Source organism: Streptomyces spororaveus, from assembly GCF_016755875.1.
GTDB classification, from domain to species: Bacteria; Actinomycetota; Actinomycetes; order Streptomycetales; family Streptomycetaceae; genus Streptomyces; species Streptomyces spororaveus.
The window spans coordinates 6,172,070-6,198,547 of record NZ_BNED01000005.1 but is presented as its reverse complement, the minus strand read 5'-3'; the positions used below and the strand labels follow the sequence as shown (position 1 = coordinate 6,198,547).

General features: G+C 71.5%; 23 protein-coding genes. 10 read left to right on the top strand and 13 right to left on the bottom strand.

Annotated features, from left to right (window positions below; genetic code table 11):
* Positions 1 to 6 precede the first annotated feature (6 nt).
* The gene (locus Sspor_RS30435) at positions 7 to 744 is read left to right on the top strand and encodes an LON peptidase substrate-binding domain-containing protein (RefSeq protein ID WP_202201964.1); all 738 of its coding nucleotides are present in this window, start codon (positions 7 to 9) and stop codon (positions 742 to 744) included.
* A gap of 10 nt (positions 745 to 754) precedes the next feature.
* Positions 755 to 1,249: a Cys-tRNA(Pro) deacylase gene (ybaK, locus tag Sspor_RS30430; RefSeq protein ID WP_202201963.1), complete on the top strand. Its 495-nt coding sequence runs from the start codon at positions 755 to 757 to the stop codon at positions 1,247 to 1,249.
* Positions 1,250 to 1,298: 49 nt separating this feature from the next.
* Here ybaK and Sspor_RS30425 read toward each other — a convergent pair whose 3' ends face one another.
* From Sspor_RS30425 to Sspor_RS30405, 5 genes are all read right to left on the bottom strand, one after another.
* Positions 1,299 to 1,802, bottom strand: coding sequence for a F0F1 ATP synthase subunit B family protein (locus Sspor_RS30425; RefSeq protein WP_202201962.1), 504 nt, complete (start codon positions 1,800 to 1,802; stop codon positions 1,299 to 1,301).
* A 127-nt stretch (positions 1,803 to 1,929) separates the two neighbouring features.
* Complete coding sequence (locus Sspor_RS30420) at positions 1,930 to 2,589, bottom strand: hypothetical protein (protein WP_237404098.1); 660 nt, start codon at positions 2,587 to 2,589, stop codon at positions 1,930 to 1,932.
* A 47-nt stretch (positions 2,590 to 2,636) separates the two neighbouring features.
* Positions 2,637 to 3,464, bottom strand: coding sequence for an ABC transporter permease (locus tag Sspor_RS30415; RefSeq protein ID WP_202201961.1), 828 nt, complete (start codon positions 3,462 to 3,464; stop codon positions 2,637 to 2,639).
* On the bottom strand, positions 3,461 to 4,498 hold the full coding sequence (locus Sspor_RS30410) for an ABC transporter ATP-binding protein (protein WP_202201960.1): 1,038 nt from the start codon (positions 4,496 to 4,498) through the stop codon (positions 3,461 to 3,463). The genes Sspor_RS30415 and Sspor_RS30410 overlap by 4 nt, the downstream gene beginning before the upstream one ends.
* Before the next feature lie 28 nt (positions 4,499 to 4,526).
* On the bottom strand, positions 4,527 to 5,828 hold the full coding sequence (locus Sspor_RS30405) for an NYN domain-containing protein (RefSeq protein ID WP_237404097.1): 1,302 nt from the start codon (positions 5,826 to 5,828) through the stop codon (positions 4,527 to 4,529).
* Between the two features lie 221 nt (positions 5,829 to 6,049).
* Between Sspor_RS30405 and Sspor_RS30400 the strand changes: the two genes are divergently transcribed.
* A complete protein-coding gene (locus Sspor_RS30400) occupies positions 6,050 to 6,211 on the top strand; it encodes a hypothetical protein (protein WP_202201959.1) in 162 nt (53 codons plus the stop codon).
* Between the two features lie 99 nt (positions 6,212 to 6,310).
* Here Sspor_RS30400 and dnaE read toward each other — a convergent pair whose 3' ends face one another.
* Positions 6,311 to 9,853: a DNA polymerase III subunit alpha gene (dnaE, locus tag Sspor_RS30395; protein ID WP_202201958.1), complete on the bottom strand. Its 3,543-nt coding sequence runs from the start codon at positions 9,851 to 9,853 to the stop codon at positions 6,311 to 6,313.
* 173 nt (positions 9,854 to 10,026) lie between these two features.
* On the opposite strand from dnaE, the gene Sspor_RS30390 reads away from it, so the two are divergent.
* From Sspor_RS30390 to Sspor_RS30370, 5 genes are all read left to right on the top strand, one after another.
* Positions 10,027 to 11,352: a DUF2252 domain-containing protein gene (locus tag Sspor_RS30390; protein WP_202201957.1), complete on the top strand. Its 1,326-nt coding sequence runs from the start codon at positions 10,027 to 10,029 to the stop codon at positions 11,350 to 11,352.
* A 38-nt stretch (positions 11,353 to 11,390) separates the two neighbouring features.
* Positions 11,391 to 12,080 carry a hypothetical protein gene (locus Sspor_RS30385; protein ID WP_202201956.1) on the top strand — a complete coding sequence of 230 codons (690 nt, stop codon included), beginning with the start codon at positions 11,391 to 11,393 and terminating at the stop codon, positions 12,078 to 12,080.
* Positions 12,081 to 12,128: 48 nt separating this feature from the next.
* A complete protein-coding gene (locus Sspor_RS30380) occupies positions 12,129 to 12,923 on the top strand; it encodes a DsbA family protein (RefSeq protein ID WP_202201955.1) in 795 nt (264 codons plus the stop codon).
* A gap of 157 nt (positions 12,924 to 13,080) precedes the next feature.
* Positions 13,081 to 14,742, top strand: a complete 1,662-nt coding sequence (locus tag Sspor_RS30375; protein ID WP_202201954.1) for an alkaline phosphatase D family protein — start codon at positions 13,081 to 13,083, stop codon at positions 14,740 to 14,742.
* Between the two features lie 234 nt (positions 14,743 to 14,976).
* Complete coding sequence (locus Sspor_RS30370) at positions 14,977 to 15,930, top strand: zinc metalloprotease (protein ID WP_202203962.1); 954 nt, start codon at positions 14,977 to 14,979, stop codon at positions 15,928 to 15,930.
* Between the two features lie 61 nt (positions 15,931 to 15,991).
* Here the strand turns inward: Sspor_RS30370 and Sspor_RS30365 are convergent, their stop codons facing one another.
* Together Sspor_RS30365 and Sspor_RS30360 are read right to left on the bottom strand one after the other, a co-directional pair.
* On the bottom strand, positions 15,992 to 16,561 hold the full coding sequence (locus tag Sspor_RS30365; protein ID WP_202201953.1) for a dienelactone hydrolase family protein: 570 nt from the start codon (positions 16,559 to 16,561) through the stop codon (positions 15,992 to 15,994).
* Between the two features lie 225 nt (positions 16,562 to 16,786).
* Positions 16,787 to 17,365, bottom strand: a complete 579-nt coding sequence (locus Sspor_RS30360; protein ID WP_202201952.1) for a TetR/AcrR family transcriptional regulator — start codon at positions 17,363 to 17,365, stop codon at positions 16,787 to 16,789.
* Between the two features lie 66 nt (positions 17,366 to 17,431).
* Between Sspor_RS30360 and Sspor_RS30355 the strand changes: the two genes are divergently transcribed.
* Positions 17,432 to 17,947 (top strand): SRPBCC family protein, encoded by a 516-nt coding sequence (locus tag Sspor_RS30355; protein ID WP_202201951.1) that lies wholly within the window; start codon positions 17,432 to 17,434, stop codon positions 17,945 to 17,947.
* Here Sspor_RS30355 and Sspor_RS30350 read toward each other — a convergent pair.
* The 5 genes from Sspor_RS30350 to Sspor_RS30330 all read right to left on the bottom strand — a co-directional run bounded on the left by Sspor_RS30350 (position 17,944) and on the right by Sspor_RS30330 (position 22,526).
* Positions 17,944 to 19,536 (bottom strand): Na+/H+ antiporter, encoded by a 1,593-nt coding sequence (locus Sspor_RS30350; protein ID WP_202201950.1) that lies wholly within the window; start codon positions 19,534 to 19,536, stop codon positions 17,944 to 17,946. The two genes, Sspor_RS30355 and Sspor_RS30350, sit on opposite strands and share 4 nt — an antisense overlap.
* 106 nt (positions 19,537 to 19,642) lie before the next feature.
* Positions 19,643 to 20,122, bottom strand: a complete 480-nt coding sequence (locus Sspor_RS30345; RefSeq protein ID WP_202201949.1) for a GNAT family N-acetyltransferase — start codon at positions 20,120 to 20,122, stop codon at positions 19,643 to 19,645.
* Positions 20,119 to 21,060, bottom strand: coding sequence for an RluA family pseudouridine synthase (locus Sspor_RS30340; protein WP_202201948.1), 942 nt, complete (start codon positions 21,058 to 21,060; stop codon positions 20,119 to 20,121). The genes Sspor_RS30345 and Sspor_RS30340 overlap by 4 nt, the downstream gene beginning before the upstream one ends.
* Before the next feature lie 41 nt (positions 21,061 to 21,101).
* Complete coding sequence (gene lspA, locus Sspor_RS30335; protein ID WP_202201947.1) at positions 21,102 to 21,662, bottom strand: signal peptidase II; 561 nt, start codon at positions 21,660 to 21,662, stop codon at positions 21,102 to 21,104.
* A gap of 117 nt (positions 21,663 to 21,779) precedes the next feature.
* Entirely contained in the window at positions 21,780 to 22,526 is a 747-nt protein-coding gene (locus Sspor_RS30330; RefSeq protein ID WP_202201946.1) for a TraR/DksA family transcriptional regulator, read from the bottom strand.
* 600 nt (positions 22,527 to 23,126) lie between these two features.
* Here Sspor_RS30330 and ileS point away from each other — a divergent pair.
* The gene (gene ileS, locus Sspor_RS30325) at positions 23,127 to 26,273 is read left to right on the top strand and encodes an isoleucine--tRNA ligase (RefSeq protein WP_202201945.1); all 3,147 of its coding nucleotides are present in this window, start codon (positions 23,127 to 23,129) and stop codon (positions 26,271 to 26,273) included.
* Positions 26,274 to 26,478: the final 205 nt, after the last annotated feature.

Genomic DNA, 26,478 nt, shown 5'->3' with positions numbered 1-26,478 from the left:
TGCCTCGTGACCACCGTTCGCCTGCCACTCTTCCCGCTGAACTCGGTGCTGTTCCCGGGACTCGTCATCCCGCTGAACATCTTCGAGGAGCGTTATCGCGCCATGATGCGCGAGCTGCTGAAGACGGCCGAGGACGAGCCGCGCCGTTTCGCGGTCGTCGCGATCCGCGACGGCCGGGAGGTCGCGCCGACCGCGCCCGGCCTGCCGGACCAGACGGCTCTGCCCGAGCGGGGCCCGGCGGCGGGCTTCGGCCCGGACCCGATCCAGGCCTTCCACCGGGTGGGCTGCATCGCCGACGCGGCGACCGTCCGGGAGCGGGAGGACGGCAGCTTCGAGGTCCTGGCGACCGGTACGACGCGGGTCCGCCTGGTCTCGGTCGACGCCTCGGGCCCCTTCCTGACGGCGGAGCTGGAAGAGCTCCCGGAGGACTCGGGCGAGGGCGCGGGTGTGCTGGCCGAGGGGGTGCTGCGGGCCTTCCGCAACTACCAGAAACGGCTGGCCGGAGCCCGCGAGCGGTCCCTGACGGGTGCCGAGCTCCCCGACGAGCCCTCGGTGGTCTCCTACCTGGTGGCAGCGGCGGCGGTGCTGGACATCCCGGCGAAGCAGCGGCTGCTCCAGGCCCCGGACACCGCGACCCGGCTGGCGGAGGAGCTGAAGCTGCTGCGTACGGAGACGGCGGTGATCCGCCACCTGCCGTCCCTGCCGGCGGTGGACCTGACCCGTGCCCCGACGAGCCCGAACTGAGCACACACCGATGGCGAAGAAGTCCAAGCAGGCGGCAGGCACCCCGGCGATCGTCGCCCTGACGGCGGCCGGCGTCGCGTTCACCACGCACGCGTACGAGCACGACCCGGCCCATCCCTCGTACGGGGAGGAGGCGGCGCAGGCGCTCGGGGTCTCGCCCGCCCAGGTCTTCAAGACCCTGGTCGCGGACGTGGACGGCGTGCTGACGGTGGCGGTGGTCCCGGTGTCGGGGTCGCTGGACCTCAAGGCGCTGGCGACGGCGGTCGGCGGCAAGCGGGCGGCGATGGCGGACCCGGCCCTGGCGGAGCGCACGACGGGCTACGTCCTCGGCGGCATCTCCCCGCTGGGGCAGCGCAAGCGCCTGCGCACGGTGATCGACGCCTCGGCCGCGGCGCACCCCACGGTCTGCTGCTCGGCGGGCCGCCGGGGCCTGGAGATCGAACTCTCCCCGGCGGACCTGACCGCCCTCACCTCGGCCACCGTGGCCCCGATCGCCCGCCCGTAGCGGTACCGGCCGGCCCGGCCCGGCCCGCGCTCCGTGAACGGTCCCGGGCTCAGCTCTGGAGATCGGCCTCCGCGGCGGTGAAGAACTCGTCGGCGACGGCGCGGGCACGGTCAAGGTCGGTGAGCGGTTCGCCGAGGATGCGCCCGGCCAGCTCCGCGGCCAGCGCGAGAACGCCCTCGCGGAGCTCCGCCTCGGCGATCACCCGGTCGGCCTCCAGCTGCACGGTGGCCGCGGCGACCATGTCCTCGCGCGCCTTCTGCCCCTCGGCGCGAACGGCGGCGAGGAGGGCGGTGCCCTCCTCCAGGGCGGCCTGACGGATCTGCGAGGCCTCGTGACGCGCGGCGGTCAGCTCCGCCTGGTACGCGGCACGGACGCGCTGCGCGTCCAGCTGGACCGCCCCGGCCCGCTCCAGTGCCCCCGTGGTGGCCTCTTCGCGTTCGGCGAGGGTCTTGTCGATCCTCGGCAGGAGGACCTTGGCCAGCGCGGCGAAGACCGCGAGGAAGGTGATGAGGCCTGCTATGAGCTCAATGACGTTCGGCTTCAGGGGTCCCATGATCGAATCATAACGGCGCGCAGGCGGTTGGATTCGAACAGCGACGACGGAATGACTTGAAATCGCCTGGCCCCAGCCCTGTCCGCCGTTCGACGACGCGGGAGGTCCGGGGCTGCGCGCGGCAGGGTCAGGCGCGTGGGGGCTCCGGGGCCTGGGAGGCCGCGTCGGCGGACGGCGGGGCCTGGTAGTACCCCGACCACTCGAACACCGGCACGGGGTCGGGGTCCCGCGGCGACCACAGCGCGGTGAGCCCCAGGTGCAGCAGCACGGCGGTCATCGGCCAGGCCAGCAGCGCCCCGTGCGCGAGCAGCTCCAGCGGCGCGTCGAACGCGACCCCCTTGCCCGCCGCCTTCGCCGCGGCGACCAGGTCCGACGACGGCCCCAGCCACAGCCCGAACCGCCACCCGACCAGCGCGCCGAAGACGGACCCGACCGCGAGCCCGATCACCAGCGGCACACCGCCGGCCCGGCGCCACAGGAAGGTACCGACGGCGCTGAGCACGCCCAGCCCCAGCGACAGCAGGAAGAAGGTGCCGTCGGAGGCGATCCGCGCCTCGCTCTCGCTGTTGTGCAGGAAGACGGCCTCCCCGTTGGAGACGTACTGCACCCGGGGTGCCAGCCACATCCACAGCAGGCCGAGGAGCAGTCCGGCCGCACCGACGAGCAGGGCGACGACGGCCCCGTCCCGGACGTCCTCCGGGGTGATCGCCCCGGAGGCGGCTCCCGGCTTCTCGGGCTGGAGCGGCGGCGGGTCGAGGGGGGACGGCGGGGTCACGGCTTCGGTCACCCCCACATCGTGCCAGGTGTGCCCGGCAGCGGCGTCGGCGGACCATGTCAGCGGACGGCCGCCCGGCGGTACGCCCAGGTCGCGACGGTCAGCGAGAGAACCCCGACGGCCCCGCACACGCCCAGGTCGAAGACGACGGCGGCCCAGTCCGGTTCCGGGGCGAAAGTGCGGGCGAAGGCCTCGACGCCGTACGTGGACGGCAGCAGGTCCCGGGCCCACACGATCACGTCCGGCATCCGCTCCGGCGGCAGCACCCCGAGCAGCAGCGCCGCGGACATGCCGAGCTGCCCCGCCAGGGTGGCCAGCTCCTGCCGCGGTGCCAGCAGGCCCAGCGCCGCGCCGAGCCCGGCCAGCGCGGCCCCGGCCAGCGGTACCACCGCGGCCAGGATCCACAGCCCGCTCAGCGGCAGCCCGAACAGCAGGCATCCGAAGACGGCGGTGACCAGGGTCCCGGGCAGGGTGAAGGAGGCGTACGCGGCGGCCGCGCCCAGTACCACCGACGCGGGCGGCACGGGCAGGGTGGCGTAGTGGTCGAGCCCGCCGCCAGCCCGCAGCTGCCCGAAGTACTGGGCGAGCAGGTTCAGGGCGACGAAGGCGACGACGAGCACCGAGGAGCCGGCGACGACGGCGCGGGCCTCCGACCCCCCGTCGACCACGCCCCGCATCAGGATCATGATCCCGACGGACTGGAAGGTGGCGACGAACAGCAGCGGGATCCGGGCCACCCGGGCCCGGGACAGCTGGGCCCGGTAGACGGCGGCCAGGGAGGGGAAGAACCGAGCTCCGGGCGCCAGCGGCGCGGCCGCGAGTGCGGGAGCGGGTACGTCCTCGGGCGCGAGCGCGGCCCGGACGGCCCCCGTCGAGCGGTCGCTCACGACTTCACCAGCCCTTTCGTCTTGCCACCGAGGGCCAGGTACACGTCTTCCAGGCTGGGGGTCGCCAGGGTGAAGTCGTCGAGCGCGGCGAAGGCCGGGCTCCCGGTGACCGAGGCCACGGCCGCCCTCGCCTCGTCGGGTGCCAGCCGGAGCACCCAGCGGCGCCCCGACTCGACGGCCCGGTCCCGCAGCCGGGCGACCTCCGGCACCTCCAGCGGAGCGCCTTCGCGCCACACCAGCTCCAGCCGGACCTCGCCCGAGACGGTGGACTTCAGTCCGGCCGGGGTGTCGCAGGCGATGACCTTGCCCTGGTCGATGACGGCGACCCGGTCCAGGACGGTCTCGGCCTCGATGACGTTGTGGGTGACGAGCAGGACGGTGACGCCGTGCCGCGCGCGCCGCCGGTCGACGGCGGCCCACACGGCCCGCCGGGCGACCGGGTCCATGCCGGTGGTGGGCTCGTCGAGGACCAGGACGGGCCGCTCCCCCACCAGCGCGGTGGCGAAGCAGGCCAGGCGGCGCTGGCCGCCGGAGAGTTTCTTCAGGGGCCGCCCGGCGATCTGGGTCAGTCCGAGCTCGTCCAGTACGGCGTCCCGCGCGGCCCGGGCCGCGCGGACGTCGAGCCCGCGCAGCCGTCCGGTGGTCTCGGCGGCCAGGGCCACGGTGAGCTCGTCCAGGGCGGTGGACTCCTGGCCCAGGTAGGCGAGCAGCCGGGAGGCGCGCCGGGGGTGGCGTACGAGGTCGTGGCCGAGCAGGGCCACCGAGCCGGAGTCGGGCCGCATCAGGCCGGTGAGCTGGCGGACGAGGGTGGACTTGCCGGCGCCGTTGGGGCCGAGCAGGCCGAAGATCTCGCCGCGCCGGACGTCGAGGGAGACCCCGTCGTTGGCGCGGGTCTCGGGCAGGGCGGGGGCCCCGCGCCGGCCGCGTACCGCGGGATACGTCTTGACCAGGTCACGCACCGCGCAGATGACGTCCGACGCCGCTCCCGCGGCCGCCGCCGTGCTGTTCCCCGCCTGTGCTGTGCCCGTACTCACGAGGGAGCAGCCTACGGGGTTCCCGGCCCTACTCGGCCGTCGGGGTCAGCGGGGCGCCGGCGTCGCCGGAGGCCGCCGCGGGCGCGGAGGCGGGTACGGCGGCCACGTGTTCGGCGGCGGCGCGGACGTCGATCTCCCGCCAGAACCCGGCCCGGATGGCGTACCGGTCGTGCTCGTCGATCTGGTCGTCCTTGTGCGCCAGCAGTCCGAACCGGGCGGCGTAGCGCAGCAGTTCGCCGTCGATCCGGTGCGGGATCCGCGGGTACATGGTGGCCAGCTTCTGCAGGTGCACGGACTCCGGCAGGCGCTCCATCCAGCGCCGGGCGAACACCTGCCCCACCTCGAACGGGTCGCCGCCGACGGTGGTGATGTCCTCCTCGCGGTCCGCCCAGCGCTGTTCGGCGCTGGTGAGCTGGGCGAGGGTGGGCAGGGAGGCCGTCTCGGCGGGCTCGCCCAGCGGTCCGGCCCGGTCGATCCAGCCCTTGTCGGAGGACCAGCGCAGGGCGCTGGCGGGGGCGTGGGCGCCGCTCGGCGCGGTCGCGCTCTGCGGGCCGGGGGCGCGCAGGGCGCCGGCCAGGTCCTTGGGGGTGGGGACCGGTTTGCCGCCGGGGGTGGCGGGCGCCGGTACGGGGACCCCGTCCCGGTCCTCCTGCCCGGTGGCGGCGGCTCCGTTGCGGGCCGCCTCGGCGAGCGCCGCCTCGGGCAGCGGCGCCGAGAGGATGGCGGCGATGTCGGGGCGCGGCGCGGGCGGCGGGGAGCACAGGCCGGTGAGGTCCTTGGCGCGGACGGCCCGGGTGATCCAGACCCGGTCCAGGACGCGGCGTTCGTCGGCCTCGGCGACGAGGTCCTCGGACTGGTTGTAGTCCCCGTCGGCGGCCTGGACGGCCCACAGGTGGACGGCGACGCCGTGTTCCTTGGCGGACATCAGGCCGGGCAGCAGGTCTCCGTCGCCGGTGACGAGGACGACGTCGGAGCAGGCCCGGTTGCGGGCGAGCTCGGTGAGCTCGGCGTGCATGGCGGCGTCGACGCCCTTCTGCGCCCAGCGGCCGTCGCTGCGGGTCAGGGCGCCGAGGCGGACGGTGACGCGGGGCATGACGCGCAGCCGCCGGTGTTCGGGCTGGGGCACCCGGTCGGGTGCGCCGTCGAACCAGTAGATGCGCAGCAGGGGCTGTTCGGTGTCGGCCTCGGCCCGCTCGCGCAGGCCCTGGATGAGGGCGGCATGGTCGATGGTGATCCGGGAGCGGGAGGGCTCCCCGGCGAGAAGGCTGGCGGCGGCACCCAGCAGGTAGCCGGCGTCCACCAGGACGACGCAGCGGTCCACGCGTTCCACCCTCTTCCCTGGGGGTCCTCTGTGCTTTTCGGCGGGTTCCCCGAGTCTGCCCGACCCCAAGGGTGTTGAAGGCCGGAACTCGATCATCGGCGTGGCGGATCTCACGGTCGGCGGGACGGGAGGCTTCGGCTACGCGCAGTAATGATCCAAAATGCGCCGTTTCCGGCCTTGTGTGAGTGTGAAGGCGGTCCTGGCCCCTAGACCCTCACGGAGGTTCCACCATGGCCAAGAACAAGAACCAGAAGCAGCCCGCCAAGCAGCAGCCCCGGTCGGGGCAGGATCCGACCAAGGGCTCCTCGGAGACCGAGTCGATGCCCTCCTCGGCGCCGAGCCCGATGGACATGGCGCACAAGCGCAAGGAAAAGAAGTTCGGCCACAACTGACGGCCGCGACGGACGGCCACGACCGAGGGCCGCACGCGCACGCGGAAGGGCCCGCCCGAGACCACCGGGCGGGCCCTTCCGCGCGTACCGACGTGGGTGTTATCCGGCCAGGCAGGACGGTCCGAGCAGCACCTTGAGGTCGCCGAAGAGCGCCGGATCCGGCTGGACGCGGTGCTTGTCGAGGCGGAGCACGGTGGTGGTCCGCGGCCCCTGGAGCTTGATCCGTACCTCGGTGTTGCCCTTGTGGTGGCGCAGGATCTCGCCCAGACGGGTCACCATCGGCGGCGTGACCTTGACGGTGGGGATGGTGAGGACCACGGGGGCGTTGGTGCCGGCCGAGGTGAGGTCGGGGACCATCATCTCCATCGCGACCAGACGGGGGACGTCCTCGCGCTTGTCGAGGCGGCCCTTGACGAAGACCACGGTGTCCTCGACCAGCTGGGTGGAGACGAGCTGGTAGGTCGCCGGGAAGAACATGCACTCGATGGAGCCGGCCAGGTCCTCGACGGTGGCGATGGCCCAGGCGTTGCCCTGCTTGGTCATCTTGCGCTGGAGGCCCGAGATGATGCCGCCGATGGTGACGACGGCGCCGTCGGAGTGCTCGCCGCCGGTCAGCTGGGAGATACCGGCGTCCGTCTTGTCGGAGAGCACGTGCTCCAGGCCGAAGAGCGGGTGGTCGGAGACGTAGAGGCCGAGCATCTCGCGCTCCTGGGCGAGCAGGTAGGACTTCTCCCACTCGACGTCGGAGAACTCCACGTCGAGGCCGAAGCCGGGCTCGTCGCTCGCGTTCTCGTCACCCATTCCGCCGAACAGGTCGAACTGTCCCTCGGCCTCCTTGCGCTTGACCGCGACCACGTTGTCGATCATCGACTCGTGGTGTGCGACCAGGCCCTTGCGGGTGTGGCCCATCTCGTCGTAGGCGCCGGCCTTGATCAGCGACTCGACGGTGCGCTTGTTGCAGACGACGGCCTCGACCTTGTCCAGGAAGTCGGGGAAGGAGGAGAACTTCCCCTTGGCCTTCCTGGTCCTGATGATCGACTCGACGACGTTGGTACCGACGTTGCGCACCGCGGTGAGGCCGAAGAGGATCACGTCGTCGCCCTGGGCCGCGAAGTTCGGCTCGGACTCGTTCACGTTCGGCGGCAGGACCTTGATGCCCATCCGGCGGCACTCGTTCAGGTAGATCGCGGACTTGTCCTTGTCGTCCTTGACCGAGGTGAGCAGGCCGGCCATGTACTCGGCCGGGAAGTTCGCCTTGAGGTAGGCGGTCCAGTAGGAGACCAGGCCGTACGCGGCCGAGTGGGCCTTGTTGAAGGCGTAGCCGGCGAAGGGGACCAGGACGTCCCAGAGGGCCTTGATCGCCTGGTCGCTGAAGCCCTTCTTCTTGGCGCCCGCCTCGAAGATGACGAAGTTCTTCGCCAGTTCCTCGGGCTTCTTCTTGCCCATCACGCGGCGCAGGATGTCGGCCTCGCCGAGCGAGTACCCGGCGATGATCTGGGCGGCCTTCTGGACCTGCTCCTGGTAGACGATCAGGCCGTAGGTGACCGCGAGCACCTCTTCGAGCGGCCCCTCCAGCTCCGGGTGGATCGGGGTGATCTCCTGCTGCTTGTTCTTGCGCAGGGCGTAGTTCGTGTGCGAGTTCATGCCCATCGGGCCCGGCCGGTACAGGGCCGAGACGGCGGAGATGTCCTCGAAGTTGTCGGGCTTCATCAGGCGCAGCAGGGAGCGCATGGGCCCGCCGTCGAACTGGAAGACGCCGAGGGTGTCACCGCGGCCGAGCAGTTCGAAGGTCTTGGGGTCGTCGAGCGGGAGGGCCAGGAGATCGATGTCGATCCCCTTGTTGGCCTTCACCATCTTGACGGCGTCGTCCATGATCGTGAGGTTGCGCAGGCCCAGGAAGTCCATCTTCAGCAGGCCGAGCGACTCGCAGCTCGGGTAGTCCCACTGGGTGATGGTGACGCCGTCGGTGTGCCGCACCCAGACGGGCACGTGGTCGGTGATCGTCTCGCTGGACATGATGACGCCGGCGGCGTGCACGCCCATCTGGCGGACCAGGCCCTCCACACCGCGGGCGGTGTCGATGACCTTCTTCACGTCCGGCTCGTTCTCGTACATCCCGCGGATCTCGCCGGCCTCGCCGTAGCGGGGGTGCGCGGGGTCGAGGATGCCGGAGAGCGGGATGCCCTTGCCGAGGACGTCGGCGGGCATGGCCTTGGTGAGCCGGTCGCCCATGGCGTACGGGTAGCCGAGGACGCGGGCCGAGTCCTTGATCGCGTTCTTGGCCTTGATGGTGCCGTACGTGCCGATCATGGCGACCTTGTCGGCGCCGTACTTCTCGGTCACGTACCGGATCACCTCGACGCGCCGACGCTCGTCGAAGTCGATGTCGACGTCGGGCATGGAGACGCGCTCGGGGTTCAGGAAGCGCTCGAAGATCAGGCCGTGCGTGAGCGGGTCGAGGTCGGTGATGCCCATGGCGTAGGCGACGATCGAGCCGGCCGCGGAGCCTCGGCCAGGGCCCACCGCGATGCCCTGGTTCTTGGCCCACATGATGAAGTCGGCGACGACGAGGAAGTAGCCGGGGAAGCCCATCGAGATGATCGTGTCCATCTCGTACTCGGCCTGCTGCATCCGGTCCTCCGGAATGCCTCCGGGGTAGCGGCGGTGCATGCCGCGCATGGTCTCCTCGCGGAACCAGCTGACCTCGGTGTGGCCGTCCGGGATGTCGAACTTCGGCATCAGGTTCCGGAACTTGAACATGCCCTCGGTGTCGATCTGGTCGGCGACCAGCCGGGTGTTGGCGCAGCCCTCCTGCCAGGCGTCCGAGGAGTCGATCGCGTACATCTCGTCGGTCGACTTCAGGTAGTAGCCGGTGCCGTCGAAGCGGAAGCGGTCCGGGTCCGAGAGGTTCTTGCCGGTCTGGATGCAGAGCAGGGCGTCGTGCGCGGTGGCCTCGCTCGCGTACGTGTAGTGCGAGTCGTTCGTCACCAGCGGCGGGATGCCGAGCTTCTTGCCGATCTCCAGCAGCCCGTCGCGGACCCGGCGCTCGATCTCGATGCCGTGGTCCATCAGCTCCAGGAAGTAGCGCCCCTCGCCGAAGATGTCCTTGTAGTCGGAGGCGGCCTTCACGGCCTCGTCGAACTGGCCGAGCCGCAGCCGGGTCTGCACCTCGCCGGACGGGCAGCCGGTGGAGGCGATCAGGCCCTCGGACCACTTGGAGATGGTCTCCTTGTCCATCCGCGGCCACTTCGTGAGCCAGCCCTCGGCGTAGGCGTCGGAGGACAGCCGGAAGATGTTGTGCAGGCCGGTGACGTTCGACGCCCAGATCGTCTTGTGGGTGTAACCGCCGGAACCGGAGACGTCGTCACGCTTCTGGTGCGGCTGGCCCCACTGGATGCGCCGCTTGTTGCGCCGGGACTCGGGGGCGACGTACGCCTCGATGCCGATGATCGGCGTGATGCCGGCCTTCTGCGCGGTGTGGAAGAAGTCATAGGCGCCGTGCAGATTGCCGTGGTCGGACATGGCGATGTGCGTCATGCCCATCTCGTTGCACGCGTTGAACATGTCCTTCAGCCGCGCGGCACCGTCCAGCAGCGAGTACTGGGTGTGGACGTGCAGGTGCGTGAACGGCGGCTTTGTCACGGCGCGGGTCCTCCGGGGGCGGGGGGCGAGGGGGCAGCTTCGAATCCTACGTCGGCCGGGTGACAGATCACGGGCACTGACGGGTACGGTCGGGCGTTGCAGAACCAGGAGGGCCGATCCGGCGTCCAGTCGGTCGGAACCCGAAACAGCCCGTGCACCAGGAGGAACCCGCCATGGCGGTCCCCGAGACGACCGACGAGCAGCGCGCCGAGCAGATCCTCGACGTGTTCGACACCGCGTTCGGTGAGCTGCTCGCCGCCGACCCCGCTGCCTTCCAGGTCAAATTCCGCAAGATGGCGGCCTCGGCCTTCGCCTTCTACCGGGGTACCGCCTGCCTCTTCTACTCCGACCTGGAACGGGACCGGCACGGTGGCCCCTACCTGGACGAGCGGACGGGCCGGGTGTGGATCCACGGAGACCTGCACGCCGAGAACTTCGGCACGTACATGGACTCCAACGGCCGGCTGATCTTCAACGTCAACGACTTCGACGAGGCCTACGTCGGTCCCTTCACCTGGGACCTGAAGCGCTTCGCCGCCTCCGTCGCCCTGATCGGCTACACCAAGGCGCTCAGCGACGACCAGATAAGCGAGCTGGTGCGGACCTACGCCGGTGCCTACCGGGAGCGGATCCACCGCCTGGCCGCGGGGGCCAAGAACGAGGAGGTGCCCTCCTTCACCCTGGACACCGCCGAGGGCCCGCTGCTGGGTGCCCTGCGCTCGGCCCGCTCCCGCACCCGCTTCTCCCTCCTCGACTCCATGACGGAGATACGCGACTACGAGCGCCGCTTCACGGCCGGCGGGGGCGCCATCGAGCTGGACGCCGCCACCCGCTACAAGGTGCTGGCCGCCTTCGACGGGTACCTGGAGACCCTCCCCGACGAGTCGCTGGTGCGGCCGGACTCCTACCGGGTCAAGGACGTGGTGGGGCGCCGCGGCGTCGGGATCGGCTCGGCGGGCCTGCCCTCCTACAACATCCTGCTGGAGGGGCACAGCGACGCCCTGGAGAACGACGTCGTGATCTACCTCAAGCAGGCGCAGACCCCGGCGGCCTCCCGGCACATCACGGACCGGGCGGTGCGGGAGTACTTCCGGCACGAGGGGCACCGCACGGTCATCTCCCAGCGTGCCCTGCAGGCGCACGCCGACCCGTGGCTGGGCTGGACGGAGCTGGACGGGGCCGGGCAGCTGGTGGCCGAGGTCTCCCCGTACGCGGTGGACCTGGACTGGTCGGACCTGGACGACCCGGAGGAGATCGCGGCCGTCGTCGCGGACCTGGGCCGGGCGACCGCGACCATGCACGGAGCCGCCGACGCGGACGAGAGCGGGCAGACGCTGGTGCCCTTCTCCACCGAGCGGGCCATCGACGCGGCGATCGCCGCCGACGAGGAGGGCTTCGCGGAGCTGCTCGTGGACTTCGCCCACGCCTACGGGGCCCGGGCGCGCGCCGACCACCAGATCTTCGTGGACCTCTTCCGTAACGGGCGTCTCACTCCCTGAACGCCTGTTCCACAGGAACGCGTGGCACACTCGCGAGGATGGACATTTCCGGGACGGGACCCAGGGCGCTGCGCGCCGCGCTGTTCAGCGCGCTCGTCGTGCTGCTCTCGTCCGGCTCGCACGTCCTGATGTCCCGGGTCCCGCTGCCGCCCTCGCTGGTGGCCGGGGCCTTCGCGGGTGTGTTCGCGATCGCCTACCTGCTGGCGGGCCGCGAGCGCGGCTTCGGCCCCATCGCCGGGCTGCTCGTCCCGCTGGAGCTGGCCGCCGACACCGTCTTCACCACCGGGCAGCACCTCTGCTACGGCCCGGCGGGCGGGCCCGTCTCGGGTCCGCTGCGCGCCATGGGCCTGGACGCCCTGTGCGGCGGCACCCCGGTGGGCGGGCCGCTGACCGAGGTGACCGGGCCGGTCGACGCGGCCGCGCTGCTGGCCTCGCCCGGCCCGTACACGCCGTGGCTGCTGCTCGGCGCGCACGTCTCGGTGGGGTTGCTGGCGGCCGGCTGGCTGCGCCACGGCGAGCGGGCCCTGGGCCGGCTGCTGCGGGCGGTGGCCGCCTTCGCGTTCCGGCCGCTGATGCTGCTGGTGGCCTCGGTCGCGGCGGTGTGCCGCCCGGCGCGGTCGCTGCTGCGGTCGGCCCTCCCGGGCGTCGGGGCCCGTACGCGGTTCCCCGCTCATTCCGTGGGACGGCGGGGACCTCCCGTGCCGCTCGGCGCGCTCGCGCGCGCCTGACGCACGTACGGCAGTCCCTTCCACACGTCACACCCCACGGAGATCACGATGAGTTCACGCAACAGCCAGGCGAACAAGGCAGCGGCCCGCGAGCGGCTGCGCGCCGAGCGCGAGGCCCAGGCGAAGAAGGACAAGGTGCGCCGCCAGGTGATCGTGGCGGGCGGTGTGGTCCTCGCCCTCGGCGTCATCGGCGCCATCGGCTACGGGGTCATGCAGGCCAACCAGCCGGGTCACTGGGAGAAGGCTGCCAAGGCCGAGCTGGTCAAGCCGCAGAACACCACGGGCGAGGACGGCACCACGGTCGTCATCGGCAAGCCCGACGCGAAGAAGACCCTGGAGCTGTACGAGGACTCCCGCTGCCCGGCCTGCGCCGCCTTCGAGCAGGCCTCCGGTGAGCAGATCCACAAGGACGTGGACGCGGGCAAGTACAAGCTCCAGTACATCGGCGCCACCTTCATCGACAACGCCGTCAAGGGCGAGGGCTCGAAGAACGCGCTGAGCGCCCTGGGCGCCGCGCTGAACGTCAGCCCGAAGGCCTTCCTGGACTACAAGGGCGCGCTCTACTCCAAGGACCTGCACCCCGAGGAGAGCGTCGACAGCTTCGCCAAGGACGACTACCTGCTGAAGGTCGCGGACACGATCCCGGAGCTCAAGGGCAACGCCGCGTTCAAGAAGGCCGTCGAGGACGGTACGTACGACCGGTGGGCGCTGGAGATGTCGAAGGTCTTCGACAAGTCCGGGGTGAAGGGCACGCCGACTCTGAAGATGGACGGCAAGAAGATCGACACTCCGCAGACGGCGGAGCAGTTCACGGCCGCGATCGACAAGGCGCTGCAGGGCTGATCCCGGGCTGGTCCCGGTCTGATCCGGACAGCGGGCGATCCGGAAGAACACCGTCCGGACAGGCCGCCGCACAGGGCGGGCGAACTCCCAGAGTTCGCCCGCCCTTTGCATTCCCGCACCTGCCCAGCGGGTGTACCCGTGGGTAATATGACCGCCCGTGACCAGTCATCTCACCTCCTCCCAGTCCGCGGCAACTCCCCGCCGCCGTACGGTCGTTCTGGCCGCTGCGGCCACCGCCGCGCTGGCCCCCCTCACCTCGCTGGGCGCCTCGGCCGCCCACGCGGCGGGCACCGCGCCCGCCTTCCTCCACGGCGTCGCCTCGGGCGACCCGCTGCCCGACGGGGTCCTGCTGTGGACCCGCGTCACCCCGACCCCCGAGGCCGTACCGGGCTCCGGTCTCGGCCCGGCCACCCAGGTGGGCTGGGAAGTGGCCTCCGACAAGGGCTTCTCCCGCATCGTCGGCTCCGGCACGGTCACCGCGAGCGCCGCCACCGACCACACGGTCAAGGTGGACGTGCGCGGGCTCCAGCCGCGGACGCCGTACTGGTACCGGTTCACCGCCGGCGCCGCCGTCTCCCCCGTCGGGCGCACCCTGACCACCCCGGCCCACGAGGCGACGACCGACGGGGTCCGCTTCGGCGTGGTCTCCTGCGCCAACTGGGAGTCCGGCTACTTCTCCGCCTACCGCCACCTGGCGGCCCGCGCGGATCTGCACGCGATCCTGCACCTGGGCGACTACATCTACGAGTACCAGTCCGGGGGATACCCGGAGGCGAAGTACGTCGTACGCCCGCACGAGCCGAAGCACGAGATCGTCTCGCTCGCCGACTACCGCACCCGCCACGGCAAGTACAAGACGGACGCGGACCTCCAGGCCCTGCACCACGCGCATCCCGTCATCGCCATATGGGACGACCACGAGTTCGCCAACGACGCCTGGGCCGGCGGCGCCGAGAACCACACGCCGGGCGCCGAGGGCGAGTGGGCGGCCCGCGCGGCCGCCGCCAAGCAGGCGTACTTCGAGTGGATGCCCGTACGCGCCTCCGTCGCGGGCACCGTCTACCGCCGGCTGCGCTTCGGCACCCTCGCCGACCTGCACCTGCTGGACCTGCGCTCCTTCCGCTCGCAGCAGACCAAGGTCGGCAGCGGCTCGGTGGACGACCCGGAGCGCACCATCACCGGCCGCGCCCAGCTGGACTGGCTCAAGTCGGGCCTCACGGGCTCGGAGGCGACCTGGAAGCTGGTCGGCACCTCGGTGATGATCTCGCCGGTGGCCTTCGGCTCGCTGCCCGCGCACCTGCTGAAGCCGCTGGCCAAGCTGCTGGGCCTGCCCGAGGGCGGCCTCGCGATCAATGTGGACCAGTGGGACGGGTACACGGACGACCGCAAGGAGCTGCTCGGTCACCTCAAGGACCGGGGCGTCAAGAACACCGTGTTCCTGACCGGCGACATCCACATGGCCTGGGCGAACGAGGTCCCGATGAACATGGCGACCTACCCGGGATCGGGCACGGCGGCGACCGAGTTCGTGGTCACGTCGGTGACCTCCGACAACCTCGACGACATGCTGCACGTCCTGCCGGACACCCTCTCGCTGGTCGCCGAGGGCGCCATCAAGGCCGCCAACTGGCACGTGAAGTGGCTCGACATGGACGCGCACGGTTACGGCGTCCTGGACGTGACGGCCGAGCGCTCGCAGATGGACTACTACGTGGTGTCCGACAAGCGGCAGCAGGGTGCCACCTCCGCGTGGAGCCGGTCGTACCGGACGCTGAACGGGACCCAGAAGGTGGACCGGGTGTACCAGCCCGTCCGCTGATCGTCCGTCAATTTTCCTGCCACATGGGGCGCCTGGGACATACCAGGCGCCCCATGTGCGTGAGAAGCAACAAATCTTTTACGTAAGCCACTTGACCTGAATATGTCATGCACACATAAGCTTCGCGCCAGCTGAAGAAGATCTTCAGGCCACCACCCCCCACCACAACCCCCCACGCGAGGAGCACACGTGCGCGCGAACGCCCGCATATCCCCCCTTCTCCGCCGCCGCCTGATGGGCACGGCGCTTCTGGCCGGAACCCTGGCCTTCACCCCGCTGGCGGCCCCCACCACGCTCGCGGCGTCCAAGTCCCCCGCCGAGGTCTGCGCCGAGCAGCCCGCCGCCTCCGGCGCCGCGAACGCCCGCGTCGCCCGCGCCCACGACGAGCACGCGGACGAGCCCAACGCGATCACCGACGCGCAGGCGAAGGCCATGGACTCCGACCTCCAGGCGAAGCTGGACAAGGCCCTCAAGAACCAGCCGCAGCGCAGCCTGCGCGCCGCCGAGGCCGCCACGACCATCCCGGTGTACTTCCACGTGATCCACTCCGGGAACACCGGAAAGCTGACGTCCACCCAGATCAACAACCAGCTGGCGGTCCTCAACGCGGCCTACGGCGGCCAGGGCACCGGCAACGTCAACACGAACTTCCAGTTCACCCTGGCCGGGACCGACTACACGGACAACGCCTCCTGGTACAACCTGGCCGACGGCTCCACGGCCGAGAAGAACATGAAGAACGCCCTGCGCAAGGGCGGCCCCGGCGCGCTGAACTTCTACACCGCCAACCTCTCCGGCGGCCTGCTCGGCTGGGCGACCTTCCCGACGTCCTACGCCTCCAGCCCCAAGATGGACGGCGTGGTCGTGCTCGACTCCTCGCTGCCGGGCGGCTCCTCGGCCAACTACAACGAGGGCGACACCGCGACCCACGAGGTCGGCCACTGGATGGGGCTTTACCACACCTTCCAGGGCGGCTGTAACGGCAACGGCGACTACGTCTCCGACACCCCGGCCGAGAAGACCGCGGCCTTCGAGTGCCCGACCGGCCGCGACAGCTGCACCACCAAGTCCGGTGTGGACCCGATCCACAACTTCATGGACTACACGTACGACTCCTGCATGTACCAGTTCACTGCCGGCCAGGTCGCTCGCATGTCGAGCAGCTGGACCGCCTACCGCGCGGGCTGACGACCAACGGCAAGGGCCCGGTCCGGCATCCGCCGGGCCGGGCCCTTGCCGTTCTCCGCGCCTACAGGCTGTCGAGGAAGCCGATGGCGACCTTCCAGAGCTGCTCGGCGGCCTCGGCGTCGTAGTCCTCCAGCTCCGGGTCGGTGAACAGGTGCCCGGCGCCCGGGTAGCTGTGCACCTCCACGTCGGCCCCCGCCCGCTGCATCCGCAGGTACCAGGCCGTCAGCCAGTCGTGCGGCTCGAAGGGGTCCGGGTCCGCGATGTGCAGCTGCACGGGCAGCTCGTCCACCGAGGCACCCTCCTCCAGGTCCGCCGTCCCGTGCAGGAGCAGCAGCCCGCGCGCCTTCTCGTCGGCCATCGCCAGGTGCTGGGCGACCGAACCGCCGAAGGAGAAGCCCGCGTAGACCAGCCCCTGGTCCGAGTAGGGGGCGGCGGCCAGCACCGCGCGCTTCAGCAGTTCGTCACGGCCGATCTCGTCCCGGTGGGCCATGCCCTCCTCGACGGTCCCGAAGGTGCGTCCTCCGAAGAGATCCGGCACCTGGACCTGGTGCCCGGCCGCGCGCAGCCGGTCGGCCGCCGCGTGCACCGCGGGCCGCAGCCCGTACGTCGAATGGAAAAGCACGATGTTCATGCCTCCATCGTGCCAGCCGCCGAGGACGGGCTGCCCGCGGCGTCCTGCGCCCCGTCCCGGTCATCGGCGGCGCATCCGATGCCTGTGTCCTATTTCACGAGCAGGCCGTACGAGAACCGGTCGCGCGGCGGCGGGCCGGCCGTGACGGACACCACACCGCGCGCGGTCCGGGTCCGCGCGGTGGTCACGGGGAAGGACGCCGACGACCCCGGCCGCGGAGGCCCTCTAAAGGAGCGCGGCCGCGCACTCCTCGGCGAGGTCCTCGGCGTGCGGTGGCAGCGGGCCGCCGGCGCGCAGGTGGCGGCGGACGACCGAGAGCGGGAGGTCGATCAGGGCCAGGGTGACGCGGTCGCGGTCCTGGGGCCCGGTCGCGCCGAGCGCGGCGGCGAGGGTGCCGATGGCGGCGTACACCCGCTGATTGCCGGCATCGGCCCGGCCGGTGTGCTCCTCGGACCAGCCGGCACGGCCGAACTCCCACGGGCCGTAGAGCAGGAGGGCGGCCTCCTCGGGGTGGGCGCGGCTCCACTCCACGACGTGCCGGGCGGCCGCACGGGCGGCCCGGCGGGGGTCGGTGTCGCTGTGCAGGCTGGCGAAGTAGCCCTCCTGGAAGCGCTCCACACTGCGCAGCCACACCTCGGCGAGCAGAGCGCTGCGCCCGGCGAAGCGGTGGTACATGGAGCCGCTGGGCGCACCGATCGCCTGGGCCACGGCGGACATGGTCACGCCGCCCGGCCCGGCGGAGGCGGCCAGCCGGACGGCGGCGTCGAGGATCTGGTCGGTGTCGAAGCGGGGTGGTCTCGCCATGAATCAGAGAGTACCCTCCAGATTATTAGAGACCCCTCTCTAATAATGCGATGGGGAGGACCCTCCATGGGCGTCTACAACGTGCACGAGCGCGTGATCGCGGCGAAGGAGAGCGAGGTCGGCGCACTGATCGACACGCTGGCCGACGGGGAGGGCGACCGGCTGTGGCCCCGCCACCTGTGGGAGGAGATGGAGTTCGACCGCCCCCTCGGGGTCGGAGCGGCGGGCGGACACGGACCGGTGCGCTACACGGTGGCCGCCTACGTGCCGGGGACCTGGGTGCGGTTCACCTTCACCGGACCCCGGGGGTTCCACGGCTTCCACGAGTACACCGCGCTGCCCCTCGACGCCGAGCGCACCGTGCTGCGCCACACCCTGGCGATGAACCTCAGCGGCCTCAGCCGCATCACCTGGCCGCTGGCCTTCCGCCAGGGGCACGACGCCTGCCTGGAGGACAGCCTGGACCGCGCCGAACTGGCCTGCACGGGCACGATCGCCCGCCCGGCCCGCTGGTCCCCGTACGTCCGCTTCCTCCGCGGCCTGGAACACCTCGTGACCCGGCCCGCCGAGGCGCGACCCTAGGGTGTCCGCAGGCTGCGTACGTCGAGATGGCGCAGTACGCGGTCCACGACCTCCGGGTCGGAGCCGGGCTCGCTGCGGGCGGACAGGACCTCGTGGCGGGCGGCCGACATCATCTCCCGCTGGATCCGCTGGATGCTGTGGAGCCGCTCCACCCGCTTCGCGTAGGCCTCGCGCCGCTCCTCGTCCACCATGTCGGGGCTGATCCTGGCCCCCACGTCGTACGCGCGCCGGTACAGCTGCTCGACCAGGTCCTCCGGCAGATCCTCCGTGTCCTCGATCTCCTTCAGGCGCCGCTTCGCGGCCTTGGCGGCGCGGATCGCCAGCCGCCGCTCCGCATCCCGGTCGGCGTCCGTGTCGGCCTCCACCCCCAGCCGGCGCACCAGCCACGGCAGGGTCAGCCCCTGGCACACCAGGGTCGTCATGATCACCGCGAACGCGATGAAGATGATCTGGTCCCGCCCGGGAAAGGGCTCACCGGCGTCCGTCCGCAGCGGAATGGCCAGGGCCAGGGCCACCGAGGCCACCCCGCGCATCCCGGCCCACCACATCACCACGCTCTCCCGCCAGCTCATCGGGATCTCTTCGTCGTAGTCGCGCCGCTTGTGCAGCCGCTGGGCGAGCCAGCCGGCCGGCAGCAGCCACAGCAGCCGGACGCCGATGACCACGGCGACCACGATCGCCGCCCACCCGGCCATCTCCCACACGCGGTCCTCGGCCGTGCCGAACACGTTGTGCAGCTCCAGCCCGATCAGGCCGAAGGCCACGCCGGTGACCAGCATGTCGACGACCTCCCAGAAGGTGTGCCCGGCGAGGCGCCCCAGCACGTCGTCGGCGTCGCTCGCGTACTCGGCGAGGAACAGGGCCGTCGTCAGCACGGCCAGCACGCCCGACCCCTGGAGCTCCTCGGCGACGACGTACGCGACGAACGGCACCAGCAGCGTCAGCCCGATCTGCAGGGTGGCGTCGCCGAGCCGGCCCATGAGCCGGTTGGCGATCCAGCCGAGCCCGAGCCCGACGGCCACGGCCACCACGGCGGAGAGCACGAACTCCCCGAGCGCGTCGGGCCAGGAGAAGCTGCCGCTCACGACGGCGCCGACGGCGACGTGGTAGAGCACGATCGCCGTCACGTCGTTGAACAGGCCCTCGCCCTCCAGGATCGACACCATGCGGCGGGGCAGCCCGAGCGATCCGGCGACGGCCGTGGCGGCCACCGGGTCGGGCGGGGCGACGAGCGCGCCGAGGGCGAGGGCGGCGGCGATCGGCAGCCCGGGCACGACGGCGTTGGCGACGGCGGCCACGGCGGCGGTGGTGACGAACACCAGGGCCACGGCCAGCAGCAGGATGGGCCGGACATTGGCGGCGAACTGCCGCCAGGACGTGCGCTGCACGGAGGCGTACAGCAGCGGCGGCAGCACCAGCGGCAGGATGAACTCGGGCGGGATCTCGACGTTCGGCACGGCCGGCACCAGGGCGAGGATCACCCCGCCGATGGTCATCAGGACGGGCGCGGGCAGTCCGAGCCGGTCCCCGAGCGGCACCGTGACCACGGCCCCGAGCAGGAGCACGAACAGCAGAGCAAGCTGATCCACTCCCCCACCCTGCCAGTCCGCTGCGCTTGGCGGTGCGGGTCGGGGGCCGTGTCGGGGCTCCGCCCCGACCCCTACGGCGCTCCGCGCCCGCGCCGCGGCGTTCCGGCTACGGGAGGGGACGTCGCATCGCGCGGTGCGGGATGCCCGCGTCCTGGAACTCCGGGCCGTAGGCCACGTACCCGAGCCGCTCGTAGAAGCCCAGCGCATGCGTCTGCGCGCCCAGGTCGACCGCCGTCAGACCCCGCCGCCCGGCCTCCGCCTCGATCGCGCGGACCAGCGCCACACCCACGCCCAGTCCGCGCGCGGCCTTGGTGACGGCCAGCCGGCCCAGCGAGCCGACCGTCGGGTCGCCCGTCTTGCCCAGGGCGGCCGGCCCGTACAGCAGCCGGCCCGTGCCCAGCGGCACCCCCTGCGCGTCCACGGCCAGGACGTGCACCGCGTCCGCGTCGTACGCGTCGTACTCGATCGACTCCGGTACCGACTGCTCGACCACGAAGACCTCGGACCGCACCGCGAAGCAGGACTTCAGGTCCTCCTCCGAGGCGGCGACGCGGACCTCGACCGCGCCCCCGGCCGGCGAGGTCACTCGCTCTCCGCCCGGATCACGTCCAGCGCGTGCTGGAGGTCCGCCGGGTAGGTGCTCTCGAACTCGACCCACTGCCCGTCCGACGGGTGCTCGAAGCCGAGGCGCACCGCGTGCAGCCACTGCCGGGTGAGGCCGAGCCGCTTGGCGACGGTCGGGTCGGCGCCGTAGGTCAGGTCGCCGACGCACGGGTGCCGGTGCGCCGACATGTGCACGCGGATCTGGTGCGTACGGCCGGTCTCCAGCTTGATGTCCAGCAGCGAGGCGGCACGGAAGGCCTCGATCAGGTCGTAGTGGGTGACGGACGCCTTGCCGTCCTGGATCACCGCCCACTTGTAGTCCGCGCTGGGGTGGCGGCCGATCGGCGCGTCGATCGTGCCGCTCATCGGGTCCGGGTGGCCCTGCACCAGCGCGTGGTAGCGCTTGTCCACGACCCGCTCGCGGAACTGGTTCTTCAGCGAGGTGTAGGCGCGCTCCGACTTCGCGACGGCCATCAGGCCGGACGTGCCGACGTCGAGGCGGTGGACGATGCCCTGGCGCTCGGAGGCGCCGGAGGTGGAGATGCGGTAGCCGGCCGCGGCGAGGCCGCCGATGACGGTGGTACCGGTCCAGCCGGGGCTCGGGTGGGCGGCGACGCCGACCGGCTTCATGATGACGACGATGTCGTCGTCGTCATGGATGATCTCCATGCCCGGGACCGGCTCGGCGACGAGCTCGACCGGCCGCGGCGGCTCGGGCATCTCGACTTCGAGCCAGGCGCCACCGTGCACACGCTCGGACTTCCCGACGACACTGCCGTCGACCGACACCTTTCCCGCGGCCGCGAGATCGGCCGCCTTCGTCCGGGAAAAACCGAACATACGGGCGATGGCGGCGTCGACGCGCTCGCCCTCAAGGCCATCGGGAACGGGCAGGGTGCGGATCTCGGGAATCGTACTCACCCGTCGAGTATGCAGGACGGGGCGGTCGAGCCGTCCCGCGATCAGTCCTTGTGGACGGTCCCGTCCGGGTCCAGGCCCTTGAAGGACAGCAGGACGATCAGGATGCCGCCGCACACGATCGCCGAGTCCGCGAGGTTGAAGACGGCGAAATGGGCGGGCGCGATGAAGTCGACGACCGCGCCCCGGAACACACCCGGCGCACGGAAGATCCGGTCGGTCAGGTTGCCCAGCGCGCCGCCGAGCAGCAGGCCCAGGGCGATCGCCCACGGCAGGCTGTAGAGCTTGCGGGCCAGCCGCACGATCACCACGATCACCGAGGCCGCGATGCAGGTGAAGATGATGGTGAAGGCCTCGCCGAAGCCGAAGGCGGCGCCCGGGTTGCGGACCGCCTCGAATTTCAGCAGCTCACCGATGATCTCGATCGGCGGCTGGTGCTCCAGCTTCGCCACGACCAGCATCTTGCTGCCGAGGTCCAGCAGGTAGGCGAGCACCGCCACGACGAGCAGAGCCGTGATCCGACGGCGCCCCTTGGGCCCGGCGGACTCAGGCTGGGCTTCGTCCCCGACCTCCGGCGTACCGATGATGCGCTCCGCCTCTGCCACGTGAGTCCCTCGAACTAGCTCGAACCAGGCTCCTCCTGGACCCTGACGGAACACGAGGGTACGTCAGGGCCCCCGCTCGGCGCCTGCCCCACCTCCCCGACCTCCCGGGTGGTGCCCTCAGTGCCGCCGCTCCTGCTTCTGCTTGCAGTCCACGCACAGCGTGGCCCGCGGGAAGGCCTGCATCCGCGCCTTGCCGATGGGCTGCCCGCAGTTCTCGCAGAGCCCGTACGTGCCCGCCTCCAGCCGCTCCAGGGCCCGCTCGGTCTGTTCCAGCATCGAGGTGGCGTTCGCGGCCAGCGCCAGCTCGGACTCCCGGGTGATGTTCTTGGTGCCCGTGTCGGCCTGGTCGTCGCCCGCACCGTCCCCGGAGTCCCGCATCAGGCCGGAGATCGCCGCCTCGGAGGCGTCGAGCTCGGCCCGCAGCCGCAGCACCTCGGACAGGAGCTCGGCACGGGCGTCCTCGACCTCCTTGGGGGTCCAGGGGTCCTCCCCGGGCCGTACGGCGAGCTCGCCGGGGGCCAGGGCCGCCGTGGTCCGCGCCTTGGGGAGCCCGCTGGTGGCGGCCGCAGCCGTCTTCCTCGCCGTACCTGCGCTCTTCTTGGCAACCACTTTCCGGACTCCCGTCTTCTTCGCGGCATGTGCCGCCCCCTCGGCCACGGCCTTCTTGGCCGTGCCCGTCCGCTTCTCGACGGTCGTCTTCGTGACGGCGGTCGCCTTCCCGTCCGGAGCGTGCGCGCCGGCAGCGGTCTTACGGGCAGCGGTCGCCTTCTTGGCGGGGACCGCGTCCTCGGAGACCGCCGCCTTCCCGGCGGCCTTCCCGACGGCCTTCTTGGCAGTACTCCCGGCGGTCTTCTTCGCCACCATGGCCGCGGCCCCTTCACATACTGTGATCTTTGCTCGCGAATCGTGCCGGAACGATAAATCGACACCGGCCCCGCGGCAACGGGGCACGCATCCGTCGAGGTCAACCTGCATCCGTTGTGCCCATCAGGAGCCCCGGTAATCCGCCACTCCCGCCCCACCCGAGTCGGGGGCGGCACCGCGGGCCCATTCGGGTCACGCCGGGGGCACGCCGGGGTCGCGCGCGGACCCTCCGCGCGGCCCCGCCACGCCGGGCCGGCGGGCCCCGCACGGGCCCCCGTAAACCGGTCTGCCGTGCGCCCCCCGGGCCCGTACACTGGGCCCAGCGAAAGGCATGGACGGGGACGAGTAGCGTCGTACGCAGCCAGGAGCGACCCGGGGACGGTGAGAGCCCGGGGGCGAGCGCGATGTGAAGGATCACCCCTGAGCCGCCGGAAGAAAGCCCGCACGGGACACCCGTACGGCGAGTAGAACCGGCTTCGCGCCCCAATGAGGGGGCCACCGGATCCGTCCGGCGGCCAAGGAGGGTGGTACCGCGGGAGCAGCAGCGCTCTCGTCCCTCCGGACGGAATTGACACCCCGCCGGAGGAAGAGTTCAGCCTCATGACCACACCGCCGCAGTACCGCCCGGTACCCGCCCAGGTCGACCTGCCTGCCCTTGAGCACGCCGTCCTCGACTTCTGGCGCGAGAGCAAGACCTTCGCCAAGACCCTGGAGCAGTCCGAGGGCCGCCCCGAATGGGTCTTCTACGAGGGCCCGCCCACCGCGAACGGCATGCCCGGCGCGCACCACATCGAGGCCCGCGTCTTCAAGGACGTCTTCCCCCGCTTCCGCACCATGCGCGGCTACCACGTGGCCCGCAAGGCCGGCTGGGACTGCCACGGCCTGCCCGTCGAGCTCGCCGTCGAGAAGGAGCTCGGCTTCAACGGCAAGCAGGACATCGAGGCGTACGGCATCGCCGAGTTCAACGCCAAGTGCCGCGAGTCCGTGACCCGCCACACCGACGCGTTCACCGAGCTCACGACCCGGATGGGCTACTGGGTCGACCTGGACGACGCCTACCGGACCATGGACCCGGAGTACGTCGAGTCCGTGTGGTGGTCGCTGAAGGAGATCTTCAACAAGGGTCTGCTCACCCAGGACCACCGCGTCGCCCCCTGGTGCCCCCGCTGCGGCACCGGCCTCTCCGACCACGAGCTGGCCCAGGGCTACGAGACGGTCGTCGACCCGTCGGTCTACGTCCGCTTCCCGCTGACCTCCGGCCCGCTCGCGGGCGAGGCGGCCCTGCTGGTGTGGACGACGACCCCGTGGACCCTGGTCTCGAACACCGCGGTCGCCGCGCACCCCGATGTCACGTACGTCGTCGCGACCAATGGCGAGGAGAAGCTGGTCGTCGCCCAGCCGCTGCTGGAGAAGTCCCTCGGTGAGGGCTGGGAGGCCACCGGCCAGACCTTCACGGGCAAGGAGATGGAGCGCTGGACGTACGAGCGCCCCTTCGACCTCGTCGAGTTCCCGGCTCCGGCCCACTACGTCGTGAACGCCGAGTACGTCACGACCGAGGACGGCACCGGTCTGGTCCACCAGTCCCCCGCCTTCGGCGCCGACGACCTCGCGGTCTGCCGCGCGTACGGCCTGCCCGTCGTGAACCCGGTCCGCCCCGACGGCACCTTCGAGGAGGAGGTCCCGCTGGTCGGCGGCGTCTTCTTCAAGAAGGCCGACGAGAAGCTGACCGCCGACCTCGACGCGCGCGGCCGGCTCTTCAAGCACATCGCCTACGAGCACAGCTACCCGCACTGCTGGCGCTGCCACACGGCCCTGCTCTACTACGCGCAGCCGTCCTGGTACATCCGCACCACCGCCGTCAAGGACGCGATGCTGCGGGAGAACGAGAAGACGAACTGGTTCCCGGACTCGGTCAAGCAGGGCCGCTTCGGCGACTGGCTGAACAACAACATCGACTGGGCGCTCTCCCGCAACCGCTACTGGGGCACCCCGCTGCCGATCTGGCGCTGTGAGGAGAACCACCTCACCTGCGTGGGCTCGCGCGCGGAGCTGGGCGAGCTGACGGGCACGGACCTCTCCGGCCTGGACCCGCACCGCCCGTACATCGACGAGGTCACCTTCGCCTGCACGCACGAGGGCTGCTCGCTCGAAGCGGTCCGCGTGCCGGAGGTCATCGACGCCTGGTACGACTCGGGCTCGATGCCGTTCGCGCAGTGGGGCTACCCGCACAAGAACAAGGAGATCTTCGAGAAGCGCTACCCGGCGCAGTTCATCTCGGAGGCCATCGACCAGACCCGCGGCTGGTTCTACACGCTGATGGCGGTCGGCACCCTCGTCTTCGACAAGTCCTCGTACGAGAACGTGGTCTGCCTGGGCCACATCCTCGCCGAGGACGGCCGCAAGATGTCCAAGCACCTGGGCAACACCCTGGAGCCGATCGCGCTCATGGACCAGCACGGCGCGGACGCGGTGCGCTGGTTCATGGCGGCCGGCGGCTCCCCGTGGGCGGCGCGGCGCGTGGGCCACGGCACGATCCAGGAGGTCGTCCGCAAGACGCTCCTCACGTACTGGAACACGGTCGCCTTCCAGGCCCTGTACGCCCGCACGTCGAACTGGGCGCCCTCCGCCTCCGACCCGGCCCCCTCGGACCGCACGGTCCTGGACCGCTGGCTGCTCTCGGAGCTGCACGCCCTCGTCGCCGAGGTCACCGAGGCGATGGAGGCGTACGACACCCAGCGCGCGGGCAAGCTGCTGTCCTCCTTCGTGGACGACCTGTCGAACTGGTACGTGCGCCGCTCGCGCCGCCGCTTCTGGCAGGGCGACGCGGCCGCGCTGCGGACGCTGCACGAGGTCGTGGAGACGGTCACCCGCCTGATGGCCCCGCTCACCCCGTTCATCTCGGAGCGGGTCTGGCAGGACATGATCGTCCCGGTCACCCCGGAGTCCCCGGAGTCCGTGCACCTGTCCACGTGGCCGGTCGCGGACACGGCGGCGATCGACCCGACGCTGTCGCAGCAGATGCAGCTGGTCCGCCGCCTGGTGGAGCTCGGCCGTGCCACCCGCGCGGAATCGGGCGTGAAGACCCGCCAGCCGCTCTCCCGGGCACTGGTCGGCGCGGTGGGCTTCGACGCGCTCTCCGCCGAGCTGCAGTCCCAGATCACGGAGGAGCTGAACGTCTCCTCCCTGGCCTCCCTGTCCGAGGTCGGCGGGTCCCTGGTGGACACCACGGCGAAGGCGAACTTCCGGGCGCTGGGCAAGCGCTTCGGCAAGGGCGTCCAGGACGTGGCGAAGGCGGTGGCCGCGGCCGACGCGGCGGCGCTGTCGCTGGCCCTGCGGACCGGCTCCGCGGTGATCTCGCTGAACGGTGAGGAGATCTCCCTCTCGCCGGAGGAGGTCATCATCACGGAGACCCCGCGCGAGGGCTGGTCGGTGGCGTCCGACTCGGGCGCGACGGTCGCCCTGGACCTGGAGATCACCCCGGAGCTGCGGCTGGCGGGTCTGGCGCGTGACGCGATCCGGCTGATCCAGGAGGCCCGGAAGAACTCGGGCCTCGATGTGGCCGACCGCATCGCGCTCCGCTGGTCCTCCGCGGACCCGGAGGTCGTCACGGCCCTGACGGACCACGCGGGTCTGATCGCGGACGAGGTCCTGGCGACGGACTTCGCGTCCGGCGACGCCGACGACGCCTACGGTGACCCGTTCACCGACGAGGCCCTCGGCCTGACGTTCCGCCTCCGCAAGGCGTAACCCGCGGCCCGAGCGGCCCGTCCCCTCCCGGGTGGGGGGACGGGCCGCTTTCGTCTGCCCCGCCGTGTCCCGGGGCTCCGCCCCGCTCTTCCAGCCCCGCCGGCGTTTGAGGCGCGGGGGCTCGGGGGCGGAGCCCCCGCAACGGCGGCGCGGCCGGGTACGGAAACGGGCCGGGCCCGAGGTTCCGTAGAACCTCGGGCCCGGC